We start from the raw sequence: 23640 nt of genomic DNA on the forward strand, positions 1-23640 counted from the left end.
TATTTATATATATGGAATAACTTATGAATGGCTACTCGTGATTTCGTATAGGACATGGAGGAGAATAATGGAGAAAAAAAAGAAAAAGAAATTATTTGCGCTCGTATTATGCACGGTCGTTTTGTTTGTTATGGGAAAATCATTTTATGATACAAATTTCTTCAAAGTAGTTGAAACCAAAATCACGTCGGATAAATTACCACCAGAGTCACGTTTGAAGATCCTTCAAATTAGTGATTTACATGCGAAAAATTTTGGTGTAAATAATCAACGGCTCAAGACGGAAATTGCTCAACTTAACCCGGACTTCATTGTCATTACAGGTGATCTAGTAGACCGCAGTACTAAAGATTTCACGGAAGTATTGCTTTTTATAGAAGAACTACTCGAATTAAATGAACATGTTTATTTTGTTTCAGGAAATCATGAATGGGGCAATCCGTCACATGAAATGCTATTTCAAGAGCTATCTTCTCTAGGTGTAGTGATGCTTGATAATACACATTCAGTAATATCAAATGGGGAGTCAACGATAAACCTGATGGGAATTGCAGATGTGTCAACCAAACATGATGATCTGGATGCTGCTTGGCAAGGAGTGAATCAAGAACTGTATACGATTCTCTTATCTCATACACCAATCCGTGTGGCGAAGACGATTGATTTGACACTGAGTGGGCATACACATGGAGGACAAATTCGTTTCCCAGGAATAGGAGGTGTGATCGCACCAGATCAAGGGTTTTTCCCTACATATGACAAGGGGCTGTATACGTTAGAACAAGGAAATTATTTGTATATTGATAGTGGACTAGGAACGAGTGTACTTCCTATTCGATTTTTCAATCAAAGTCAAATCAGTTTGATAATCATCGAAGGTGAATAATGTTAACTGGAAAAAACGACAAGAGACTCATAGTATCTTGTCGTTTTACTTATGCCGGAGTATACGTCCGTAAGACTCCCACATCAAAACAACGTGAATACCAGGTTGTCTAAGTGTTAATAACGGACGCTAGCAATCCGAATCGTTCAAGGGCCTTTACGTCATCCTTTAGGGCTAACAAACAGCGGGGGGGGATACCTAAAAACTTTCACTAATTGAAGTTTCACTTATTGGAAAGTGTCACGCTATAGCTTGTCACCATCAGCACCTTACAAGATATAGCTTTTTAGAAGTGCCTGGTGATTTCCCGATTTATCTTACAAATAAAAACATAATAGATGTGGTTGAAACATAGTTTTATAGTTAAAGCAGGGGTCCACTCTATGATTAGAATTAAAAAAAGTGGTTTAAGCATGAAAAAGTAAGGTTATGTATATACGTGGACTTAATTATCTGCATTCGTATTGACTATGTATACTAATCCTATTTAAATGTAGAAGGGAGTGGCAGTAACTACTGATTGATTTGGAATGATGAATTGCTAGAATAATTAAAGCACCACACCACTTTTTTTAAAAGTATGGATAAGGGCTTAAAATTCTTTTGTAAAAAAAGAAAAAAGTGGAAAAAACAAAAGGAGAATAAGTTGATGAAAAAAGTATTAAGTTTATTGTTACTAGTTTTAATTTTTGTTTTAGTGGCTTGTGATGACGGGAATTCAGCTGAAGGGGTAGAATCAGAATTTGATTTAGTACAAAATGGGCAACTGACGTTTGCTTCATCAGGTGAATTTCGACCATTTAGTTATATGGAAGGAACAGAAATGGTAGGGTATGATGTTGCAGTTGGTAAAGCAATTGCAGAAGAACTAGGGCTTGAGCCAAACCCAACAAGAGCTGTATTTTCAGGTATCGTTACTGGTGTTAATGAGGGGCGTTACGATATTGCCGTAGCAAGTCACACGATTACAGAAGAACGTTTAGAACAAGTTGATTTTAGTATTCCATATTATTACTCTGGTCCAGTGGTTTATACGAGACCAGATAGTGATATCGAAACTTTAGATGATTTGAATGGTCGAGAAATTGCAGTTGCTCGTGGAACAACATACATTGAAATAGCTGAAGAATATACCGACAATACACCACAAGTAGATAGTGATGTCGTTGCATTGCAATCTTTGTCAAGCGGACATTATGATGTAGTAATCACGGATGATATTACAGGCATGACAGGTATCGATAATGGATTAGAAATTGAATCAAGATTTTATTTAGGTGTTAGTGAGCAAGCGATTGCTGTGAACAAAGATAATCCAGAATTACTAGAAGCTATTAATGAGATATTACAAGACATGATCGATAGTGGTGAACTTCGAGGATTATCTGAAGAATGGATTGGTGTAGATATAACAGTAGAGCCAGAGGATGAAGAGTAATAAATCATTGATTATGCTTATTTGCCCTATGTGTATGAAGCACATAGGGTGAATATTTAAGTCGTCAAATGGATTACATAAGCTAGTTCAGATAGTGTAATCGTCTGCGTCCCGCATTCAAAACACCGAGCAAATGAAATGGGTATCAGTGAGAATGAACGGACGATAAAAATTGAATATTTCAACTTACAAGCAGTTGGAGACATATTCTCTTACCGATTGGTTTTATTTTATCCCGGAGCAAACGTCCGTAAGACTCCCACTTCAAAACAGTGAGAATCCCAAGTTGTTTACGTGGGAGTAACGGACGCTAGCACCCCGAATGGTTCAACTAACAATCAGTGGGGGGATACCTAAAAACCCCCACTGGTTGAAGTTACACTTTATAAGAAGGAGTGAAATTACTTGGAGGCAGTAATAGAATTTTTTGAAATCTTCATAAACAGTACGGATGTTTTCTTCCGTGGTTTATGGATTACCTTACGTTTATCTGTTGTATCGTTATTAATTGCGTTAGTGATTGGTTTGTTTTTTGCTATGTTAAAAATTTCGAACGTGAAAGCATTGGAACGCATTGCAGACATGTATATCTGGATTGTTCGAGGAACGCCATTAATTGTTCAAATATTTATTTTATTTTACGGACTTACGGATGTTTTTCTCATTTCCATGTTTTGGGCTGCAGCGATCGCATTAGCCTTCCATAGCGGTGCTTATATTGCTGAGATTATTCGAGGAGCCATTCAATCCGTTGATATGGGACAAACAGAAGCAGCCCGTTCTCTTGGAATGACACAGAGTCTTGCCATGCGGCGAATTATTTTACCACAGGCTTTTCGCCGTGCTGTCCCATCTCTAGGGAATCAATTTATCATAGGGATTAAAGATTCCTCCCTTGCTTCTTTTATTGGTATTCAAGAGTTATTCGGTGTGGCTAACTCTTTAGGGTCTAACTCCTTTAATTATATGCCATACTTTTTGTCTGTAGCAGTTTACTATTTATTAATTGTTTTGATACTTACATTTTGTGTAAACCGACTCGAAAAGAAATTAGCAGTAAGCGACTAAAGGAGAGAAAATTATGAGTGAGGCAAAAGAAATGATCCGAGTAGAAAAATTAAACAAATCATTTGGTGACTTGCATGTATTAAAAGATATTGATCTGAAAGTTAATGAGAGTGACGTTGTCGTATTAATTGGAGCAAGTGGATCAGGGAAAAGTACATTACTTCGGTGTTTGAATTTTTTAGAAATCAAAAATAGTGGAAACATTATTATTGAAGGAGAGCAAATAGAAAAAGAGACGCATAATTTAAATAAAGTTCGTGAACGGGTTGGGATGGTATTTCAACATTTTAATTTATTCCCACATAAAACGGTTTTAGAAAATGTTATCGAAGCACCAGTTCAAGTAAAGAAGATGCGCCAAAGTGAAGCAGAGGAAATAGGAAAGGAATTATTAAATAAGGTGGGTCTTGGTGATAAAAACAATGAGTATCCATCCAAATTGTCTGGTGGACAAAAACAACGTGTTGCTATTGCACGTGCGTTAGCAATGAATCCAGACGTCATGTTATTCGATGAACCAACTTCTGCGCTTGATCCGGAATTGGTTGGAGAAGTATTAGCAACCATGAAAGAACTCGGAGAAGAGGGGATGACAATGGTTGTAGTTACCCATGAAATGGGATTTGCTCGAGAAGTAGGCGATTGGGTTGTCTATATGCACGATGGAAAAATCGTTGAAACAGGGAAACCATCAGATATTTTCGATAATCCAAAAGAAGAACGAACGCAAGCATTTCTCAACTCGGTATTACATTAAATACAAAAGAAAAGCTTCCAAAAAGTCGGAAGTTTTTCTTTTTTGTATTGATCCTGAAGTGACGTGTGTAAGATTTCCGTACCATCTTTCATGATTAACAAGTAGTGGGAAAATTTGAAAATTCTCAGTGATTAAAGTTTCCCTTTCGTTAGTATATCCTTTAATATAGTACATATAACAATGATAAAAGCTTTCCCTCATTCATGAAAGGAGTGTTTTAGTATGTTGTCCATAGATCCTAAAGATTTATCTGCAAAAGAAAAATATAAATTTTTGATTGGGAGTATTATCCCTCGACCGATCGCATTTGTAACGACATTAGCTGAAGACGGAACCTTAAATGCAGCTCCATTTAGTTATTTTTCTGTTGTGTCTGCACAACCTCCAATGATTTCTATATCGATTCAACGATCTGGATTAGATCAGAAGGATACTGCTAGAAATATTTTGTCAGCAAAATCATTTGTTGTACATATAGTAGATGAGAAGAATGTGGTGCAAGTGAACGAAACTGCCGCAACATTACCCTCAGATCAAAGCGAAGTTATTCTTTCAGGACTGACGCCTATTCCTAGTGAGAAAATTCATGTGCCAGGAATAAAGGAAGCAAAAATTCGAATGGAATGTAGATTGGAACAAGCAATCGAGATAGGTAGAGAGGCGCCAAGTGCAGACTTAATAATTGGAGAAATTGTTCGATTTCATATAGATAATAACATTTATCAAGACGGTCGAATTGATGCTTCGAAGCTAGCTGCAGTTAGTCGATTAGCGGGGAATAACTACGCGAAAATAGGGGAGATTTTTGCTTTAGAACGCCCTGATTAAAAAGATTATTTCTTTGTTGACTCATTTTCTGACTTATCTTTTTATCTTTAAAATGGATGCAAAGGATTTTCTAGTATAACAGTAGAGTCTGATGGTTGCTTTCCCATAAGTAAAACGACAGATGACCATGAATGGTTATCTGTCGTTTTACTTATGGGAAAGTGTCACGCTATAGCGTGACATGACAAGCGTTCGCTTGTCACCATCAGATCCTTACAAAATATAGTTTCTTGTTGTTTTTTAAAAGTGCCGGATGGTTTTCACGGTTTATCCCGGAGCAACCGTCCGTAAGAATCCCATTTCAAAACAACGAGAATATCAAGTTGTTTAAGTGGGAGTAACGGACGCTAGCACCCCGAATGGTTCAAAGGCCTTTAGGTCATCCTTTAGGGCTAACAATCAGTGGGGGAATACCTAAAAACCCCCACTGATTGAAGTTTCACTTTATCTTGTGGGAAAGGATAAAGTTTATTATTAAGGATAACATTTCAGAACAGTTATAACCAAGCGACTTAGCTTCGAACTCTAAAAACTAGGTAACTTCATGAAGCAATTGATTATAATTCATAATCGATTAGCATGCTAACCATGATCTCTTTACCTCATTGATTCAACCAGTTACTACGTATTTAAGGATTTTGATACAAATTATAATTGCAAAACTAGTCTGAAATGTTAAACTAATAGAGAGATTTTAGTATAGAGGAGCTGAGTTCAGTGGGAGAGCAGTTGAGTAGAGAAGGTCTATTTGGGGAGTTTGGTGGTAGCTATATTCCCGACGATTTAAAAAAAGTATTATCGATATTAAGTGAGCAATTTGAAAAATATAAACAGGATAAAGAGTTTCAAGAAGAATTCGCGTATTATTTAAGAGCTTTTGTCGGTCGTGAAAATCCATTAACTTTTGCTGAGAACCTAACGAACAAAGTTGATGGAGCGAAAATCTACTTAAAACGTGAAGATCTTAATCATACTGGTGCGCATAAGATTAATAACGTGATTGGTCAAATATTATTGGCAAAACGAATGGGCGTCACACGTATTATTGCAGAAACTGGTGCTGGACAACATGGTGTAGCTACTGCAACGGCATGTGCGATGTTTGGCATTTCTTGCACCATTTATATGGGGAAAGTGGATATTAAGCGTCAGGAGTTAAATGTTTTCCGAATGGAATTGTTAGGCGCAAAAGTAGTTTCTGTAGATTCGGGACAAGGACGATTAAAAGATGCGGTCGATGCAGCATTAAAAGATTTGGTCGAAAACTATCAAAATACTTTTTACCTACTAGGTTCAGCAGTTGGTCCACATCCGTATCCAACGATGGTTAAGCATTTCCAAGCAATTATTAGTGAAGAATCCAAACGTCAAATTTTAGAAGCGGAAGGAAAGTTACCAACAGCAGTTGTTGCTTGTGTTGGTGGTGGTAGTAATGCGATTGGTGCTTTTGCACATTACATCCCTGAAAAAGATGTGCGTCTAATTGGTGTTGAGCCAACAGAAGCTGCATCAATCACGAAAGGTGTCCCTGCAGTCATTCATGGGTTTAAGTGCTTAACACTACTGGATGAAAACGAGCAACCTTTGCCAACCAATTCGATTGCGGCAGGATTGGATTATCCAGGTGTGGGCCCAGAACATAGTTTTCTAAAAACGAATGGTCGAGCTGAATATGTGGCAGTTAGTGGGCAAGAAGCATTAGAGGCATTTCAAGAGTTATCTAAAGTAGAAGGAATTATTCCGGCTTTAGAGAGTTCTCATGCAATAGCTTATGCAATAAAACTGGCAGCTAGTTTAGAAAAAGACGATATTATAGTGGTTAACTTATCAGGGCGTGGTGACAAGGATGTTGCACAGGTTTTCGATATGTTGAAGAAATGAAAAAGACAGACTCTGGGGTTTAGCCAGAGTCTATTTTCTTTTTATATCTGTTAGAAAATGCTATCATCTCTGTAGTTTTGTGCTATAGTGAGGTAGTCTGGATTTTTCAAAAGGAAGTGATGCAAGTGTCTCCGTTTCCGACGCTAACTGAAATTGAATCGCGGTGTGCCAATATGGCAAAACAATATCAAATTGATGAGTCTCTTTTTTATCCCGGAGCAACCGTCCGTAAGACTCCCACTTCAAAACAACGAGAATATCAAGTTGTTTAAGTGGGAGTAACGGACGCTAGCACCCCGAATGGTTCAAAGGCCTTTAGGTCATCCTTTAGGGCTAACAATCAGTGGGGGAATACCTAAAAACCCCCACTGATTGAAGTTTCACTTTATCAAATTATTGAGCATTGGGATGAACAGTCTGTTCCGATTGACGAAAAGTTATCAAAGAGTTTTCAAGAGTTGCTTTTACTCGTATCTAAAGAAGTAGAAAAAATTGAAGGCATTACTGAGTTGACCCCGACGTGTCAAATGGGGTGTGCTTTTTGTTGCTATTTTCCTATTATTATTACAGAAATGGAAGCTAAATTAATAAAACAGGTAATTCAAAATTTCCCCGAGGAGCGGAAAGTAAAGGTAACGGAACATTTAGCATAATATTATCAATGCAATGAAGGTAAAATTGATAGACTTACGAAACTAGATTTTAATGAAGATTCTTCTTTTAAAAAGAAATACCGAGAAAGTGAGCTAGCTTGTCCATTGTTAGATACGAAGACGAATCAGTGTTTAGCCTATGAAGTACGTCCAATACCGTGTCGTACGTATGTAAATTATACAGATTCGGTAGTTTGTCAGAAAAATGCGATGCCCAAGGAGACGGTAAGTTTTGATTTTTTGTATTATTCTTATTTTGAAGCTTTCAATGATTTTCTGACTTGGCTCTATGAAGACGGTGACACGGGTATAGTTGAGTATCCTGATGATATATATAAACAAGATTATCTTGTTCATTGGTTAAGAAGCTAACTGAGAGGTCTGAGAATCGACTGTTTCTAAAATGAGAGATATAAAAAAGCGACGTTGCATTAACGTCGCTTTTTACTTTATCCTGTAAAAATATCCCCTTTTGGATAAGAGATTTTTGGTTTGACTGATTTTGCTAGTGCAAAGGCGACTGTTAGCGGACCAACACGTCCAATAAACATCAGTGCCATGATGATGGGTTTACCTAAATCAGATAACTGTTCGGTTAAGCCAATCGAAAGGCCAACGGTTCCAAATGCAGAAAATGCTTCAAACGCAATCAGAAAAATTGAAGTGTTTTCTGTAAGAGATAATAGAAAAATAGCACTAAAAATCATAATAAGACTAATAACAATAATAGCTAATGATCGATGTATAATATTCAGTGGAATACTACTACGAAATAATTGTACTTCATTTTTTCCTCGTAAGTAAGAAAAAACAGCAATGAAAATAATGATAAACGTTGTAAGTTTGACCCCACTTCCAGTAGAAGCGCTACCAGCACCGATAAACATTAATAATATCGTTAAGAGCAGTGAATTATCATTCATTGCACTAATGTCAATGGAATTAAAACCTGCTGTTCTAGGTGTTACTGCTTGAAAATAACTGGCCCACAATTGATCTTGTGTAGATAATACCCCTAAAGTTTCTGGGTTTTGATATTCTAATAGAAAAATTGTTAGCATAGCGATAATATTCACGAGAAGTGTTCCGACTAACATGACCTTCGTATGTAGACTATATTGTCGGGCTTTTTTCTTTGTCATTATTTCATAAATAACCGTAAATCCAATCCCACCAGTAATAAATAATACAGTAATGATAATGTTGATGACTGGATCACCAACATACCCACTTAAACTATCTGACCAGAGACTAAATCCGGCATTATTAAATGCAGATATAGAATGAAAGAAACTTGTAAGTATACCAAATCCCCATCCATGTTCAGGAACCCAACGGATTGCAAGCAGAAGTGCTGCAATTGTCTCAATGATAATGGCAAAGCAGAAGAGTGTCTTAATTAAACGTACTACTCCTCCAATCGAAGTTTGATTCAGCGATTCTTGAATTAGTATTCGTTCTTTCAAGCCAATTTTTTTTCGTAATAACATAATAGTCATAACGGCAAAAGTCATTAGTCCTAAGCCACCAATTTGAATTAAAATCATCAAAATGATCTGTCCAAAAACGGTGAAGGCAGTTCCAGTATCGACAACAATTAATCCCGTTACCGTTACAGCTGAAGTGGAGGTGAATGCAGCGTCTAACCATGAAATAGGTTCAACAGTACTCCAAGGTAACTTTAAACCAATCATACCGAAAAGAATAACAAGTCCAAAACCAAGTGCTAATACTTGTGGTGGAGAAAATTGTTTGGATTTTAATTGAGTGAACCATTTCATTATAATTCCACCTTTTTAAATCGTTGAATATCGAGATTATTCCCGATAATAAAAAGAACATTCCCTAAATCTAAGTCTAATTCAGGGGCAGGGTTAATATTAAGTTTACCGTTCTTTTTAACACCGAGTATCGTAAGACCATATCGTGAACTTATATTTAGATCTAGTAATGATTTATTGCTTAGTTTATTTGTAGTGTTAATTTCTACAATACTGTATTCATCGGAAATCTCTATAAAATCAAATAGTTGATCCTTTTTTAGGCGTTGAGCTAGGCGCTTGCCAATATCTTTTTCGGGATGAATAATCAAATCCGCACCAATTTTGTTGAGAATTTTATGGTGATAGCTATTTCTAGCTTTTACCCATACATGCGTCGCTCCCATATCCTTTAAAATTATAGTAGTTAATATACTTGCTTGAATATCTTCACCGATCGCTACAATGACATAATCAAAATTTCGCAAACCAAGGGAGTGCAGAAGTTCTTCGTCTGTCGTATCTGCGACAACAGCATGGGTGGCTATTTTAGAATAGTCATTTACCAATCGTTCTTCTTTATCAATTACTAAAACGTCATGCCCTAGACGAGCAAGCTCTTTACATATGCCTCCACCAAATTGTCCTAAACCGATGACGGCGATTTGTTTTTGTTTCACGAATCTTTGTCAACTCCTTTATCCATAATCAAAAAAAGATGATTTTGGCTTGTAACATTTACGTGTGAATTATTTTATCCCGGAGCAACCGTCCGTAAAACTCCCACTTCAAATCAACGAGAATACCAATTTGTTTAATTGGAAGTAACGGACGCTAGCACCCCGAATGGTTCACCTAACAATCAGTGGAGGAGTACCTAATAACTCCACTGATTGAAGTTTCATTTTATATATCACTATAGCTAAATAACATAACTTTTAAGATACACCCCTAAATGTACATTGTCAATGTCTCTTTCGTTTTTTAACCTTTTGAGAGAAATCATAAGAGATAAACATTGATATAAATGTTAGGAAGGAGCTGTTTTCTTTTGATAACCTGTTGATAATTATAGGATTTTCACTTATATTTAATCTTATTCATTGATAGTTAGTACCAGTGTTTTATATTCTTCCGTACAGAAAATAAAGTGCATTTCATACACTGCTTAGAATCATTTGGTTGAGTTTTTTCGGTGGGAATTCTCGCAAATTATTAGGAAGGGGAAATATAACTATGGAGATAAAAGATAAAAACGATTTAATTGCACAGATCACTAAGGAGATAAATCAGCAGGATCAAGAGGTTATCCAATGGAGAAGATACTTGCATCAGCATCCAGAACTGTCTTTTCAAGAGACAGAAACCGCTTTGTTTATCGTGAATAAAATGGAAGAATTCGGATTTGATATTCAAACCAATATAGGAGGAAATGGCATCATTGCTACATTGACAGGTGGGAAACCCGGCAAGAGTATCGCATTTCGAGCTGACTTCGATGCATTACCCATCCAAGATGAAAAAGATGTTCCTTATCGCTCCCAACATCCTGGCATCATGCATGCTTGCGGACATGATGGACATACCGCCGCATTACTAGGTTTTGCTAAGGTTTTAATTAAATATCAAGCTGAAATGAACGGAAACGTTGTGTTTATTTTTCAACCAGCGGAAGAAACCCCGCCTGGTGGAGCTAAAGCCATGCTTCAGGCAAATGATGAATTTCAGAAAATTGACTATGCTTTTGCCGCACATTTAGCTTCGGATTTACCAGTAGGTCAACTTGCATTAGGATCGGGCTATAGGATGGCAGCAGTAGATAAGTTTGCTATTACGATAAAAGGAAGAGGTGGTCATGGAGCAAGACCACAAGATGCTAATGATCCCATCGTAATTGGTAGCGACATGGTAAATGCTCTACAAAAAATCGTTAGTCGTCGTATTGACCCACTTGCTTCTGCGGTTGTTACAATTGGGGTATTTCAATCAGGCAATGCGTTTAACGTAATTCCAGATAGCGCGAAATTAGAAGGTACCGTACGTTCTTTTAACCAAGAAATTCGCAATCAGGTGGAAGAAAATATCCGGGCGATCGTAAACGGAATCGCTACAGCTTATGATGCAAATGTTGAAATTGAGTATTTGCGAGGATATCCAGCTCTTTATAATGATCCACAGGTAACGAAGCAGGTAGAGAAGCAATTCACAGAAGGATTTGATCAACATAATGTCGTAGAATTTGAGCCGATGATGGGAGCTGAAGATTTCTCCTACTTTTTAGAAGCTATTCCAGGAACGTATTTCCGAGTAGGTTCACAAAATGAATCACCTAGTACATCATATCCTCACCATCATCCACTATTTGATATGGATGAGCGTGCATTGAAAAACATTCAATTGGCATTCTTAGCAATAGCTTCTGCATATGTTTTTTAAAATCTATTCAAACCAAAAAATTCACCCGCTATGCAGGTGAATTTTTGGTTTGAATATCACGTTTTGCTCGATTATGAACTATTAATGGCTATTCGGAGATAATTTGATAGGTATTCATACCATCATCGTCGTTGTTTATCCCGGGATAAAAATATAGGGAGTCTAATTTCCCAGATAATGAAAGTTGGTTGATTAAGATGCGCCAAAAAGATCAAGGGCTACTATTGATGTTGGTAGTTGTTATTGCGTGTGTGATTATGGCTTTTGTGGATATTGTATCACCAAACTATCCAATTAAGTCAGCAGGAAAAATTCTATTGTTTCTTGTTGTTCCTCTAGCTTATCGTAGATTAAATAGATCTGTTTCTTATCGTGAATTATTCATCCTTTCTAAACAGAATAGGAAGGGTACAATAATCTTTGCTGCTGTTGTTTATGTATTTATTATTCTCGCTTATTTTTCAATAGGGACTTATTTTGATTTTTCTAATGTTACGGTAGCACTTGAAAATAATATTGGGGTAAACGCAAAAAATTTTATCTTTGTTGCACTTTATATTGCTATTGTCAATTCTTTATTGGAAGAGTTTTTCTTTCGGGGATTTGCTTTTTTAACTTTAAAGAAATTTACAACGAGAAAATTCGCCTATGTGTTTAGTGCAGGTGTTTTTTCGGTTTATCATGTCGCAATTATGACGAGTTGGTTTACACCAGGCCTATTTATTTTATTAATTGTTAGTTTGTTTGTTGCGGGTTTATTTTTTAATTGGTTAAATGAACGAGCAGGAAGCATTTACCCTTCGTGGATTGTGCATGCAAGTGCGAACTTCGCAATAAATACAATTGGTTTACTATTATTTGAAATCATTTAAAACGCTGAACTTATCGAGCGTTGTGCTCAATGATTCAATTCTTTCTATATTTCGTAGAATGTTTAGGTTTATTTGAAACCAATCCCCTTATTTTTAGTACAATAAAGTAGATAAGGGGAATGAAAGCTACTGACCATCCGAAGCCAGACCAGGCTTCGGTAATAAAGTAATTGATCTCCGTCGCGCTTCCATCCAACTGCATACTATAACCAAACATGAATAAACCCATTGGAGGAACTAACAGTCGATAATTTTGAACTTTTAGTAGTTTTGCTAGAACAAGAATAGCCCCATATAGCGTTATGCTAATTTTAACAACAATGCCTACAAACCAAATGGAGACCAAAATTGGATCGAGATTTTCAATAAAGTTACCAATACTAATTTGGCGTATCACCTCTAAGACAGGGTAAGTTAAATCACTAGCATAATACGGTCTAAATAGGATAATAGTTACCAATAAGTTAGGTAAAACTAAAATAATGTTTACCCCTATTCCAATACTAATCGATTTTATCGTTTTTTTTGAATCACGAATCCAATGGTAAAACAGTAAAATGAGGATTAAATCTGTAAACCAAGGAACAGTAAACATCGTTGTTTTCGCGATTGGAGCCATTTGAATATGGTTAAAAAATGCAATGAGTATATCATATTCTAGATCAGTAGCAATGAGTATAGGTATGGAAACTGCTGCTGCTATCGTGAAAAAGAAAAATAATTGGACGAACCTGAAAATAGGTTCTAAGCCAGACCAGGTGGCAACAACAGCAAGTAAACTTAAACAAATAGCAATTACCCGATCTGGTGTAGTAGGTAAATACGTTTGGACCAAAAAATCCTGGAATAATCTCGATACAAGCGCTGAATAATGAAAAAAGTAAAAACCAATGTAAAACAAAAAAAAGTTGTGAACCCACTTTGATACAATTTTATCTCCGTTTTCTAAAAGTGAATTGTTTGGAATTTTTTCACAGACGTAAGAAGCAATATAGAGAAAGACTAGAGCTATAATAGCACCACAGATAAATGAAACCCATGATGAGTAGCTACCTATTTCAATAATAGGGTTAATTAAAAAACCGATTGTGGTAGAAAAAAGATATACAGTTGTAAACATCATTAACTGTAGTTGAGTAACTTGCTCTACCTTTTTCATTCTCGCCATCCTTTCAATGTTAGAAAATTTTGTAGAGGGTTAAATACTATATCTAAATAAAAATGGGGAGAAGTTACATGATCACTTTCCAAAGAAATAACCCATCCAATGTAGATAATAGCTAAAAATAATAGGGGGAACACCTTCACATAAGTAATATATTGTTCTTTTTTTCTTTTTAAGTAAATCCATTCAAGCCAAAAAACACTTATTCCTAAAAAAAGGACGCCAATCATATCTTCACCATCCCATTATCTATTTTCTTCCCAAAGAGGTCTTTTGGTAGCACCTGGACGCTTAATTTTTATGGTGATCTTGCTTTCTAATTCTATATTCTTGTAGTGTTCTGGCCAATCATCCTTTAACTCTTTCCATTCATTAGGATGGTACCATTCAAAATATTCCCCTAAATTAAACACATCTGCTCCTATCTCTTGAGTTTTCTGAAAAGCACTTTGTATTCTATCTTCAAGAGCCTTGGCAATTTCCACTTCCAACTTTGTTAATGTGCTAGGATCTGAAATGTTTATTTCTGAGTCGACGGATAACAAATCGTCTTTTACTTTAATCTCTAGTTGGAAACCTAATTGGTTATTCTCCTTGATTATCGGGTTCTTTTTAATGACTGAATCCAATACGATAATACTGATCGGTTTCCCATCTGTAAACGAGTCGATGGTAATCACAGATTCCCTCGTTATCCTTTCGAACCAGAGAGCCCCTCTCATATCTTGTTCGGATAATTCATCAACCATTTTCCCTTTCCGAAATAAGGCAGCTCCACCTGTGCCTACCCAGGTCCTTACTTTTTGTTCCTCGCTTAACATTGGTTCTTCTCCCACCGTTAGCATTGGTGCAAGCATGTTACCTCCGTAATAATAAACCCTTAGAAAATCTGCTACAGTTGTTCTAACAGTCACCTCTTGCTGAATGAACTTATGAAGTACCTCTGCTGGAAAGCGTTCAAATGCCGGTGTCAACTTCGTAATATCAATCGCTTTCCCTGGCGCTATCAATACAAGACTTTTCGAATGAAAAGCAGGTTGTCTTGAGAAAAATTCTAGTGGTTCATATACACCGTTTTTTGCGAATTCCTCACTGAATACAATGATTCGAGTGTGTCCCCAAGAGATATGTCTTGTGATGTCAGATTGAATTTTTCGATATGCAGCCGCTACATTTTCAGCTTCGTGAGTAACCGTGGTATAGATGTTTCCTTCTACTTGCCCACCCAAATTTCCAGGAACCATTCTGCTAGGTAAAGGAAAACCTAACGTTAACTCCACATTTCCATCTTTTCCTTGATCGATAAAAACAGCAGTCACGAAGGCATTATCATTAATTTCGACGCTCGACCAACAGCCTGTTAAAAAAAACAATACAACAAACAGTAATAGATAAAAGTTGTATTTCATTAATCCTAATCACTCTCCTTAGGCTTAGTAGGTCTACTATGATTACTATTTCTGACTGGGTTTTTGGTCCCAAACAGCTTAGCCCTTGTTCGGATAGACCGGAAAGGAGCACGAACAAGCGTATCCTTCCAGTCAGAAAAAACGATTGGAGCGACTGGCTGTAGATATGGCGTACCAAAAGATCTTAATGAACATAAATGAAAAAGTATTATAATTAAACCAGACATCAAACCAAACATCCCTACCATACTCGATAAAAATAACATGGGAAATCTCAATAAACGTAATGATGTTGCTAAATCGAAATGAGGGATAATAAAGGAAGAAATTCCTGTTAATGAAACAATGATTACCATAGGTGCCGATACAATTCCTGCTTGAACCGCAGCTGTCCCAATGATTAACGCACCTAGGATGGATACGGTTTGTCCTAGTGGTTTCGGAATCCTTAATCCTGCTTCCCTTAGAAGTTCAAAGGATATTTCCATAATTAGCGCTTCTACTATTGCTGGAAAGGGAATGACTTCGCGTGAAGCTGCAATGGTAATAATCAAATCACCTGGAAGCATCTCTGGGTGGAAATTAATGACCGCAATATAAAATGAAGGAAGCACTAAAGATATACACATGAAAAAAATACGAAGCCATCTCGTAAAAGTTGAATGCATAAATCTTTGATAATAGTCTTCCGGAGACTGTAACATCATAAAGAATGTCATAGGAGCCATGATGGGAAAAGGTGACCCGTCAGTAAAAAGAACTACTCTTCCCTCCAGTAACGCACCTGCAACCACATCTGGCCTCTCCGTGTTTCCAATCTGTGGAAATGGAGAGTATGGATCATCCTCTAGGTATGCCTCTAACTGGCTAGTCCCTAACACAGCATCTATGTTTATCCGGGATAAGCGTTGCTTTACTTCTTTTAAAAGTTTGTCAGAGCATAATCCACGAATATAGACCAAAGCTGTTTCCGTGTTCGTTAGCGTGCCGAAGTTTAACGTTTCAATAGTCAACCTCTCACTTCTAACCTTTCTCCTTAAAATAGTTAAATTGGTTGGTAGATCTTCCACAAAAGAATCTTTTGGACCTCTAATAACATTTTCAGTGGAGGACTCTGTAATCTCTCTAATCTTATATTCCGATAATGGAAAGGCTATCATTTGTACTTCATTGTCTATAAGAAGCAGGACATTCCCCTCAAGAATAGAGGTCAAGGCTTTCTCCAATTGGTCAATTACCGTATAGCCACTAACGGAAATTTGTTTTTGTATTGTTACTTTTTTTAATACTTCATGGATGGAGGTATCGTTTGTACAAGTATTTAATAAAGGTTCAAGAACATGTTGTTGTAACAGATCCTGATTCACAAGTCCTTGGATATAAATGAGCATACAGTCAAGATCGTTGCCTAGAGTAAATGGATGATAGATTATATCTTTTGATATATAAAATTTTTGATTGAACCATTTCTCCCGTTCTGTTAAATGAAATGATTTTGTCACATTGACACATCCAATCTTATTAAAAGATATTTCTTCTATTGTTAGTCTCATTTTTAAAAAATATGCAATTAAAACCAAATGAGAAATTCAAACAGGAGGCAGAAGCTTGAAAATTACGAAGATTAGGAGAGATTATTCGGGAAAGGAAAATTCTTTAATGTAATGTGCAGTCAATTTATCCTCTCAGATCATATAAATATCATAGTAGAATTTTTGTAATGGAAAGGAGAGATTTATATGTCGATAACAACTTTATCGAGTTTAGATAAGCAGAAAATGACTTATACAGCCACAGGTATGTTTGTGGTGGGAGCAATTTTATTTGTGATCGGTTCCCTTCTTCTTTTTACCGTTTCCAAGAGTGATTTAGATGATGCAGTTTCTCACTCGAGTAATATTTTTGATTTATAATTCCAGCTCGCTTAGACCAAGTCAATTGATTGTTCTTAGGTTTGTTATGGGCCAATTTTTTACAGGGGTAGAAGAACGATAGGATGCATTTATCCTGGAACAACCGTTTGGAAGACTCACACTTTAAAACACAAGAAAAACTAAAGTTGTTTAAGTGACAATAAAGGATGCAGTACCCCAAATGGTTCACTTTATACTTCTTGAATTTATATATGCAAGTTCGCACCTCGCAGTTATACGTAAAAAAGCAATGCCCAAATTTAGGACATTGCTTTTAAAATATTTAGACGCTCCTATAAGCTTTGGTTCCGTCTTAGGTTTAATATATCCAAAAAGATTTAATAAACGTGATCACCATTGAAAATGGAGTTTTTTACAACAACATAATCAACATTACGAATGGCCTGTAAATGCTTACCACCGGCATAGGAGATTGACGATTGTAAGTCTTGTTCCATTTCGGTTAAGGTATCTTGCAAGTGCCCTTTGTATTCTACAAACATCTTCTTTCCTTCGACATTGCGTTTTTCCCCTTTTTGGTACTCTGATGCAGAACCGAAGTATTCTTTGTAAAGTTTGCCGTCTTGTTCCACAGTCACACCAGGCGATTCTTCATGACCAGCAAAAAGTGATCCAATCATCACCATGGTAGCCCCAAAACGAATAGATTTTGCGATATCACCATGTGTGCGGATCCCTCCATCTGCAATCAAAGGTTTGCTAGCGGCTTTCGCACACCAACGTAGTGCTGCTAATTGCCAACCCCCAGTACCAAACCCTGTTTTAATCTTTGTTATACAAACTTTTCCAGGACCGATTCCAACTTTTGTTGCATCTGCACCTGCATGTTCTAATTCACGCACTGCTTCTGGTGTACCAACATTACCTGCAATGACAAAGCTCTTCGGTAATTTTTCTTTAATGTATTGAATCATATTAATAACTGCATTGGAGTGTCCATGTGCAATATCAATAGTAATAAATTCTGGTACGAGTTTTTCTTCCACCAACTGATCAATGAAAAGATACTCTTCCGGTTTAACTCCAACGCTAATAGAAGCAATTAACCCTCGATGTTGCATATCTTTTGTGAATGTTATACGTGCTTCTGGTTCGAAGCGGTGCATAATATAGAAATAATTATTCTCAGCAAGATATAGTGCAACTTTCTCATCAATAATCGTTTGCATATTAGCAGGCACAACTGGTATTTTGAAGGTATATCCTCCTAAAACAACAGAAGTATCACATTCAGAACGGCTATTTACAATGCATTTTGCGGGAATTAACTGAATATCTTCATAATCAAATACGTTTTCCATCATTTTTCACCTCTAAAGACGAATATTTTTCTATAAACTAATATTAATTGTTCGACCATTAGGTAATATACCGTATTTTGTTGTGAATGTCAAAAGGAATGTTATTTGGACATAATCTATTTCTTTAAATATTGTTCGCAGACTCACTTTTAATAGAAAAATATTAGTTGTCGAATTATTGGGAGCGAAGTAGAAGGAGGTTAATCAGTACGTGTTAAAATTTTCATCTGTTCTTCTTTCGTATGAGTTCGTGTTATTCAGACCATGCTAATAAAAAAGGGGTGCTTGATTTGAATACAAAAGAAATAATCAATGGAATTATTGCTAGCGGGGGAAGCGCAAGAGATCACGCGATGCGTGCGATAACAGCAGCAAAGTCAGCGGATTTTGAAGAGGCAAATAAATGGATTAAAAAATCGAATCAATCGTTACATGAAGGGCATAAACTACAAAGCCAATTAATGGAAGTGGAGGAAAATGGTCAACTATCAGAAATCACATTACTCATGATCCATGCACAAGATCACATTATGACTGCCTCATCACTTAAAGACTTAGCAGTGGAAATAATTTATTTGCATAAAGAGAAGTGAGGAACAATTTATCCCGGAGCAACCGTCCGTAATACTCCACCTCAAAACAAGGAGAATACCAAGTTGTTTCAGTGGTAGTAGCGGACGATAGCACCCCGAATGGTTCAACTAACAATCAATCGGAGAATATCTAAAAAACCCCACCGATTGAAGTTTCACTTTATGGTAACGATCATTAGTTTTTTGCACTGATTTTACATAGTTTTTTTGTGAAACGTTTTGGAGTAACATGTCACACTTGATAGTAACAAGGAAATCAGTTGAATCTCTTTTCATTAAGGAAAATCTTAACTATACTAATTATAAAGATGAAATGAAAAGATAAAAGGGAGGATTCAATATGCCGTTACAAAAAGATTTTCTATGGGGAGGAGCAATTGCAGCTAATCAAGCTGAAGGTGCTTATAAAAAGGATGGAAAAGGTATGGCATTAGTCGATGTATTGCCTGCAGGGAATGAACGATGGGAAGCGTTGTTTCATCCAAAAGTTGCATTGAGTACAACGTATAGCCATTATCCAAGTCATGAGGCAATTGATTTTTATCATACATACAAAGAGGATATTAAACTCTTTGCAGAGATGGGTTTTAAAGTGTTTCGTACATCCATTTCATGGCCACGGATTTTTCCAAAAGGTGATGAATTGGAACCAAATGAAGCTGGATTACGTTTTTACGATGAACTTTTTGACGAGTGTAGAAAATATGGTATGGAACCGCTTGTTACCTTGAATCATTTTGATACCCCGTTATATTTGGTAGAAGAATATGGGGGGTGGCGTAATCGTAAACTAATTGAATTTTACGAACGCTATGCAAAAGTTGTTCTTAAACGCTATAAAAATAAGGTTAAGTATTGGTTAACGTTTAATGAAATTAACATGTTACTTCACATTCCTTTCTTCGGAGGTGGGTTAATTTTCGATGACAACGAAAATATTGATCAAGTGAAGTTTCAAGCTGCACACCATCAATTAGTGGCTAGTAGTTTAGCAACGAAAGCAGCTAAAGAAATTAATGAGGAGCATTTCATGATTGGTTGTATGTTGGCTGCTGGTGAGATATATCCACATACATGTCATCCGAATGATTTGTTAAAATCAGTCAAAGAAAACCAGAAGCAATATTTCTTTATTGACGTACAGTCACGAGGAGAATATCCTTCCTATTCAAACCGTATGTTTAAAGAATTAGGTGTGGTAATTGAAATGCAAGAAGGAGATAAAGAGATCCTGAAACAATATCCAGTTGATTTTATTTCTTTTTCTTACTATTCTTCTAGGGTAACAAGTGCTGACCCAGAAACAAATAAGAATTCTAGCCAAGGAAATGCAATGGAAACTTTGAAAAATCCGTACTTAAAATCATCCGAGTGGGGCTGGCAAATAGATCCTGTTGGTTTACGTGTAACAATGAATCAACTATATGATCGTTATCAAAAACCATTGTTCATTGTAGAAAATGGTCTTGGAGCAGTAGATAAATTAGAAAATGAAACGATCGAAGATAACTATCGAATTGAATATATGCGTGAACATATTAAAGAGATGATAGAAGCTGTCGATGATGGGGTAGACCTACTTGGTTATACTTCTTGGGGATGTATTGACCTTGTTAGTGCTGGAACAGGAGAGATGAAAAAACGTTACGGATTTATTTATGTTGACCGTGATAATGAAGGTAAAGGAACAGGTAAACGTTACAAAAAGAAATCGTTTGATTGGTATAAAAAAGTAATTGAAACAAACGGTGAACAATTATAATAAACAAAGAAGATCTGAATTTTTAAAGACAGAACGTCTAGTTTCCTAAAGAAGCTAGACGTTTGATTTTTTTTAGACCATTGGTCCGATGTTAAAGGGCGTGGGATGCATTATTCCAAATCCCAAATATAAGGTAAATAAGCAAAAAAGTAATAGCCCCAATTATTGCGTAACGCTTTCCATATCCTTTAAAATACATAATTAAACTGGTACATGCAGTGAAAATAAAAGTCAATCCTGCAATAAGAATGGCGATATTCATCATGCTTATACTCCCTCCTATCGCATCAAGCAGTTTCTAAATAAAAGTGTTCAGTATATATTAAAACTCACCTTTTTTATTATATACGACTTGTCAAGTGTTCTAATCATTACTAAATGCTGATTCCTGGATAAAACCAGGAACTTGCTCTGCAGCGATCGGTTTACTATAATAATACCCTTGTAAGACATTACAAGCTAAATTCTTAAGAAAATCAACATGATCAGCCGTTTCAACCCCCTCGGCTATTAATCCTATACCTAACTTCTTTCCTAACATGATAATTGATTCAATAATTTCACGATCATCTTTATCTGTTGACAAGTCTTGCACGAATGATTGATCAATTTTTAAGTAATCGATGGGGAATTTTTTTAAATAGTTTAGTGAACTGTACCCTGTACCGAAGTCATCAATCGATATTTTTACACCAATATTTTTAAGTTGTTGTAATACGTTAGATGCAATCGTCGAATCCATGGCCATGGATTCTGTAATTTCTAGAACCAAATATTGTGGATCTAGTTCTGTTTTGGTTAAAATGTCTTCAATGACAGTAGGTAGGTTATCTTGGTAAAACTGTCTAATCGATAAATTCACCGAAACGGAAAAAGGTTTCATGCCATCAACTTGCCATTGTTTTGCTTGGCTACATGCGTTACGTAGAACCCATTCACCAATCGGTATGATTAAGCCGGTTTCTTCTGCTAATGGAATAAAGTCGTTTGGACCTATTAGACCATAGATATTATTTTCCCATCGAATTAATGCTTCTACACCATCTATGTGACCAGTGATTGCATTAATCTGTGGTTGATACACTAAGAAAAATTCCTCTCGTTCAATGGCTTTTCGAAGTAATGTCTCTAATTCTGTATCGCCATAAACTTTCTTTGGTAGCTGTTCTTGATAGAATTGAAAATTACTCTTACCAATTCGTTTAGCATGATACATCGCATTATCTGCATTCTTAATTAATGTAGACTTATCCACCCCGTCATCTGGGTATATGCTGATACCCATACTCGGAGTACTGACAATTTCAAGTTTATCCATCTGATAAGGTGTCACCAATAGATTAAGCAACTTCTCAGCAAATTGTTTTAAAGCATGTTGATTCGTTTCTTGGATTAGTAGGATAAATTCATCTCCGCCATATCGATAAACAGTGATTTTTTCTGTTCGTACACTTTTTAATCGTTTAGCCACTTTTTTAAGTAAGCTATCTCCTTGGGAATGCCCTAATGAATCATTTATTACTTTAAATCGATCAAGGTCTAGAAAAATAATCGCGAATTTATCTTTCATTTTACTTGCGTGAGCAATTACTTGATCGAAATCTACCTCAAAGGACCGTTGATTAGGTAATGCTGTTAAATGATCATGATAGGCAATATAATTTAGTTGATCGGTTAATTTTTTATGTTCCGTTGTATTTTTGATAATACAATGCATTCCTATTATCTTCTCATCAATGACAATCGGGATAACAGTAATATGGATGTGTATTATTGATCCTTCTTTATGCATGATCGAGGTTTCAAACCGCATTGGCTGACCATCAGAAGCATTTTCAAGTAATAACTTTACTCGATCCTGCTCATTTTCTGGACATAATTGTGAAAATTTCTTTCCAATCAACTGACTCTTCTTATATCCTGTCATATCTTCAGTAGCTTGATTCACGTCAGTTAGATTTTCTTCCATATCAAAACTAGCAACCATATCAATATTATTATCAAATAATGATTTATATCGTTGTTGACTCTCCTCTAGCAATTGCTTTGTCCTGTTTTCACTAGTAATATCCTGTGCAATACCAATTACCCCGGTTATTTCTTCTTCGATTATAATTGGCACCGCGGTAATTTGAAGTTCGTATCGGTCACCAAGTTTACTCCACGTAATTTGTTCAAATTGGGTGGAATATCCGCTAATAATCTTTTTAAACTGTTGATTCGTATGTGCGATATCTTCTTTATCAACAAGTATTTGATAGTGAGTACCGATTAATTCGTTTTTTTCGTATTGTAAAAGTTCAAAGCCAGCAGGATTCATACTTGCGAATTCACCAGTAGCGTTGAGGGTGAAAATAATGTTAGGGTTGTAATAAAATAGTGATTCGAATTGTTTAGTTCGTTTTACTAGCATCGTTGCAACATGCTTACGCTTAGAAACATCTCGAATAAAAGCAAGAATAATATATTTATTGTTACGATTAGCAATAATTTGAGCATTAATTTCAATAGGTAGAAGCTTCGATTGTGTGGTGTGAATAAAATTTTCTGTGACTAATCTCTTCTCTTTTACTAATTCTGTTTGGTACTGAAAAAAACTCTCTGTATCTCCAAATAATGTTGCTGGTGAAAGATTAATTAATTGTTCTTCTGTATAACCCGTAATGTTACAAGTAGCTTCATTTATTTGAATAAATTTGGCGTTTTTCTCCGATTGATCTAACTCATAAATGACAATTGGATTATTCATATGTTGAAATAATTGTTTTAATTCAGGATTAGGAAATTGCAGCACATTTTTTTCATTAGAATTAAAGTAAGACATCGCAAAACTTCCTTTCAATACAATCGCGTAAACACAATGTAAAATAAAGTCGAATTTTATCAAATAATCGTTA

Annotated in this window: 19 protein-coding genes and 1 pseudogene; 12 read left to right on the plus strand and 8 right to left on the minus strand. The window is 36.0% G+C overall.

Features of this window, described 5'->3' with window-relative positions; translation table 11 throughout:
• Window positions 1–67: 67 nt before the first annotated feature.
• From OWO01_RS00535 to OWO01_RS00565, 7 genes and pseudogenes are all read left to right on the plus strand, one after another.
• Entirely contained in the window at window positions 68–886 is an 819-nt protein-coding gene (locus OWO01_RS00535) for a metallophosphoesterase (RefSeq protein ID WP_268778462.1), read from the plus strand.
• A gap of 649 nt (window positions 887–1535) precedes the next feature.
• Window positions 1536–2324, plus strand: a complete 789-nt coding sequence (locus tag OWO01_RS00540; protein WP_268778463.1) for a transporter substrate-binding domain-containing protein — start codon at window positions 1536–1538, stop codon at window positions 2322–2324.
• A gap of 405 nt (window positions 2325–2729) precedes the next feature.
• The gene (locus tag OWO01_RS00545; RefSeq protein ID WP_268778464.1) at window positions 2730–3392 is read left to right on the plus strand and encodes an amino acid ABC transporter permease; all 663 of its coding nucleotides are present in this window, start codon (window positions 2730–2732) and stop codon (window positions 3390–3392) included.
• A 13-nt stretch (window positions 3393–3405) separates the two neighbouring features.
• Complete coding sequence (locus OWO01_RS00550) at window positions 3406–4149, plus strand: amino acid ABC transporter ATP-binding protein (protein ID WP_272505932.1); 744 nt, start codon at window positions 3406–3408, stop codon at window positions 4147–4149.
• 222 nt (window positions 4150–4371) lie between these two features.
• Window positions 4372–4977, plus strand: a complete 606-nt coding sequence (locus tag OWO01_RS00555) for a flavin reductase family protein (protein WP_268778465.1) — start codon at window positions 4372–4374, stop codon at window positions 4975–4977.
• Window positions 4978–5694: 717 nt separating this feature from the next.
• Window positions 5695–6858, plus strand: a complete 1164-nt coding sequence (gene trpB, locus OWO01_RS00560; RefSeq protein WP_418936186.1) for a tryptophan synthase subunit beta — start codon at window positions 5695–5697, stop codon at window positions 6856–6858.
• Between the two features lie 674 nt (window positions 6859–7532).
• Window positions 7533–7883: pseudogene (locus OWO01_RS00565) on the plus strand (YkgJ family cysteine cluster protein); the annotation flags it as partial.
• Window positions 7884–7960: 77 nt separating this feature from the next.
• Here the strand turns inward: OWO01_RS00565 and OWO01_RS00570 are convergent.
• Complete coding sequence (locus tag OWO01_RS00570; RefSeq protein ID WP_268778466.1) at window positions 7961–9292, minus strand: TrkH family potassium uptake protein; 1332 nt, start codon at window positions 9290–9292, stop codon at window positions 7961–7963.
• Window positions 9292–9951, minus strand: coding sequence for a potassium channel family protein (locus OWO01_RS00575; protein ID WP_268778467.1), 660 nt, complete (start codon window positions 9949–9951; stop codon window positions 9292–9294). The genes OWO01_RS00570 and OWO01_RS00575 overlap by 1 nt, the downstream gene beginning before the upstream one ends.
• A 556-nt stretch (window positions 9952–10507) precedes the next feature.
• Between OWO01_RS00575 and OWO01_RS00580 the strand changes: the two genes are divergently transcribed.
• Both OWO01_RS00580 and OWO01_RS00585 read left to right on the plus strand, forming a co-directional pair.
• Window positions 10508–11707, plus strand: coding sequence for a M20 metallopeptidase family protein (locus OWO01_RS00580; RefSeq protein ID WP_268778468.1), 1200 nt, complete (start codon window positions 10508–10510; stop codon window positions 11705–11707).
• Window positions 11708–11904: 197 nt separating this feature from the next.
• Window positions 11905–12579, plus strand: coding sequence for a CPBP family intramembrane glutamic endopeptidase (locus tag OWO01_RS00585; RefSeq protein ID WP_268778469.1), 675 nt, complete (start codon window positions 11905–11907; stop codon window positions 12577–12579).
• A 34-nt stretch (window positions 12580–12613) separates the two neighbouring features.
• Here OWO01_RS00585 and OWO01_RS00590 read toward each other — a convergent pair whose 3' ends face one another.
• The 3 genes from OWO01_RS00590 to OWO01_RS00600 all read right to left on the minus strand — a co-directional run bounded on the left by OWO01_RS00590 (window position 12614) and on the right by OWO01_RS00600 (window position 16655).
• Window positions 12614–13738: a GerAB/ArcD/ProY family transporter gene (locus OWO01_RS00590; protein WP_268778470.1), complete on the minus strand. Its 1125-nt coding sequence runs from the start codon at window positions 13736–13738 to the stop codon at window positions 12614–12616.
• A gap of 251 nt (window positions 13739–13989) precedes the next feature.
• Window positions 13990–15153, minus strand: a complete 1164-nt coding sequence (locus OWO01_RS00595) for a Ger(x)C family spore germination protein (RefSeq protein WP_268778471.1) — start codon at window positions 15151–15153, stop codon at window positions 13990–13992.
• A 5-nt stretch (window positions 15154–15158) separates the two neighbouring features.
• Complete coding sequence (locus tag OWO01_RS00600) at window positions 15159–16655, minus strand: spore germination protein (protein WP_268778472.1); 1497 nt, start codon at window positions 16653–16655, stop codon at window positions 15159–15161.
• A gap of 237 nt (window positions 16656–16892) precedes the next feature.
• Here OWO01_RS00600 and OWO01_RS00605 point away from each other — a divergent pair, with 237 nt between their 5' ends.
• Window positions 16893–17066, plus strand: a complete 174-nt coding sequence (locus OWO01_RS00605) for a hypothetical protein (protein WP_268778473.1) — start codon at window positions 16893–16895, stop codon at window positions 17064–17066.
• Between the two features lie 338 nt (window positions 17067–17404).
• On the opposite strand, the gene guaC is transcribed toward OWO01_RS00605, so the two are convergent.
• A complete protein-coding gene (gene guaC / locus OWO01_RS00610) occupies window positions 17405–18388 on the minus strand; it encodes a GMP reductase (RefSeq protein ID WP_336283686.1) in 984 nt (327 codons plus the stop codon).
• Between the two features lie 290 nt (window positions 18389–18678).
• On the opposite strand from guaC, the gene OWO01_RS00615 reads away from it, so the two are divergent.
• Both OWO01_RS00615 and OWO01_RS00620 read left to right on the plus strand, forming a co-directional pair.
• A complete protein-coding gene (locus OWO01_RS00615) occupies window positions 18679–18981 on the plus strand; it encodes a PTS lactose/cellobiose transporter subunit IIA (RefSeq protein WP_268778475.1) in 303 nt (100 codons plus the stop codon).
• 340 nt (window positions 18982–19321) lie between these two features.
• Window positions 19322–20743, plus strand: a complete 1422-nt coding sequence (locus OWO01_RS00620; RefSeq protein ID WP_268778476.1) for a 6-phospho-beta-glucosidase — start codon at window positions 19322–19324, stop codon at window positions 20741–20743.
• A gap of 91 nt (window positions 20744–20834) precedes the next feature.
• Here the strand turns inward: OWO01_RS00620 and OWO01_RS00625 are convergent, their stop codons facing one another.
• Window positions 20835–21008 carry a hypothetical protein gene (locus OWO01_RS00625; RefSeq protein ID WP_268778477.1) on the minus strand — a complete coding sequence of 58 codons (174 nt, stop codon included), beginning with the start codon at window positions 21006–21008 and terminating at the stop codon, window positions 20835–20837.
• A gap of 99 nt (window positions 21009–21107) precedes the next feature.
• The gene (locus tag OWO01_RS00630; RefSeq protein ID WP_268778478.1) at window positions 21108–23567 is read right to left on the minus strand and encodes a sensor domain-containing protein; all 2460 of its coding nucleotides are present in this window, start codon (window positions 23565–23567) and stop codon (window positions 21108–21110) included.
• Window positions 23568–23640 lie beyond the last annotated feature (73 nt).

Origin of the sequence: Natronobacillus azotifigens (assembly GCF_026805325.1) — a bacterium.
Taxonomy (GTDB): domain Bacteria; phylum Bacillota; class Bacilli; order Bacillales; family Amphibacillaceae; genus Natronobacillus; species Natronobacillus azotifigens.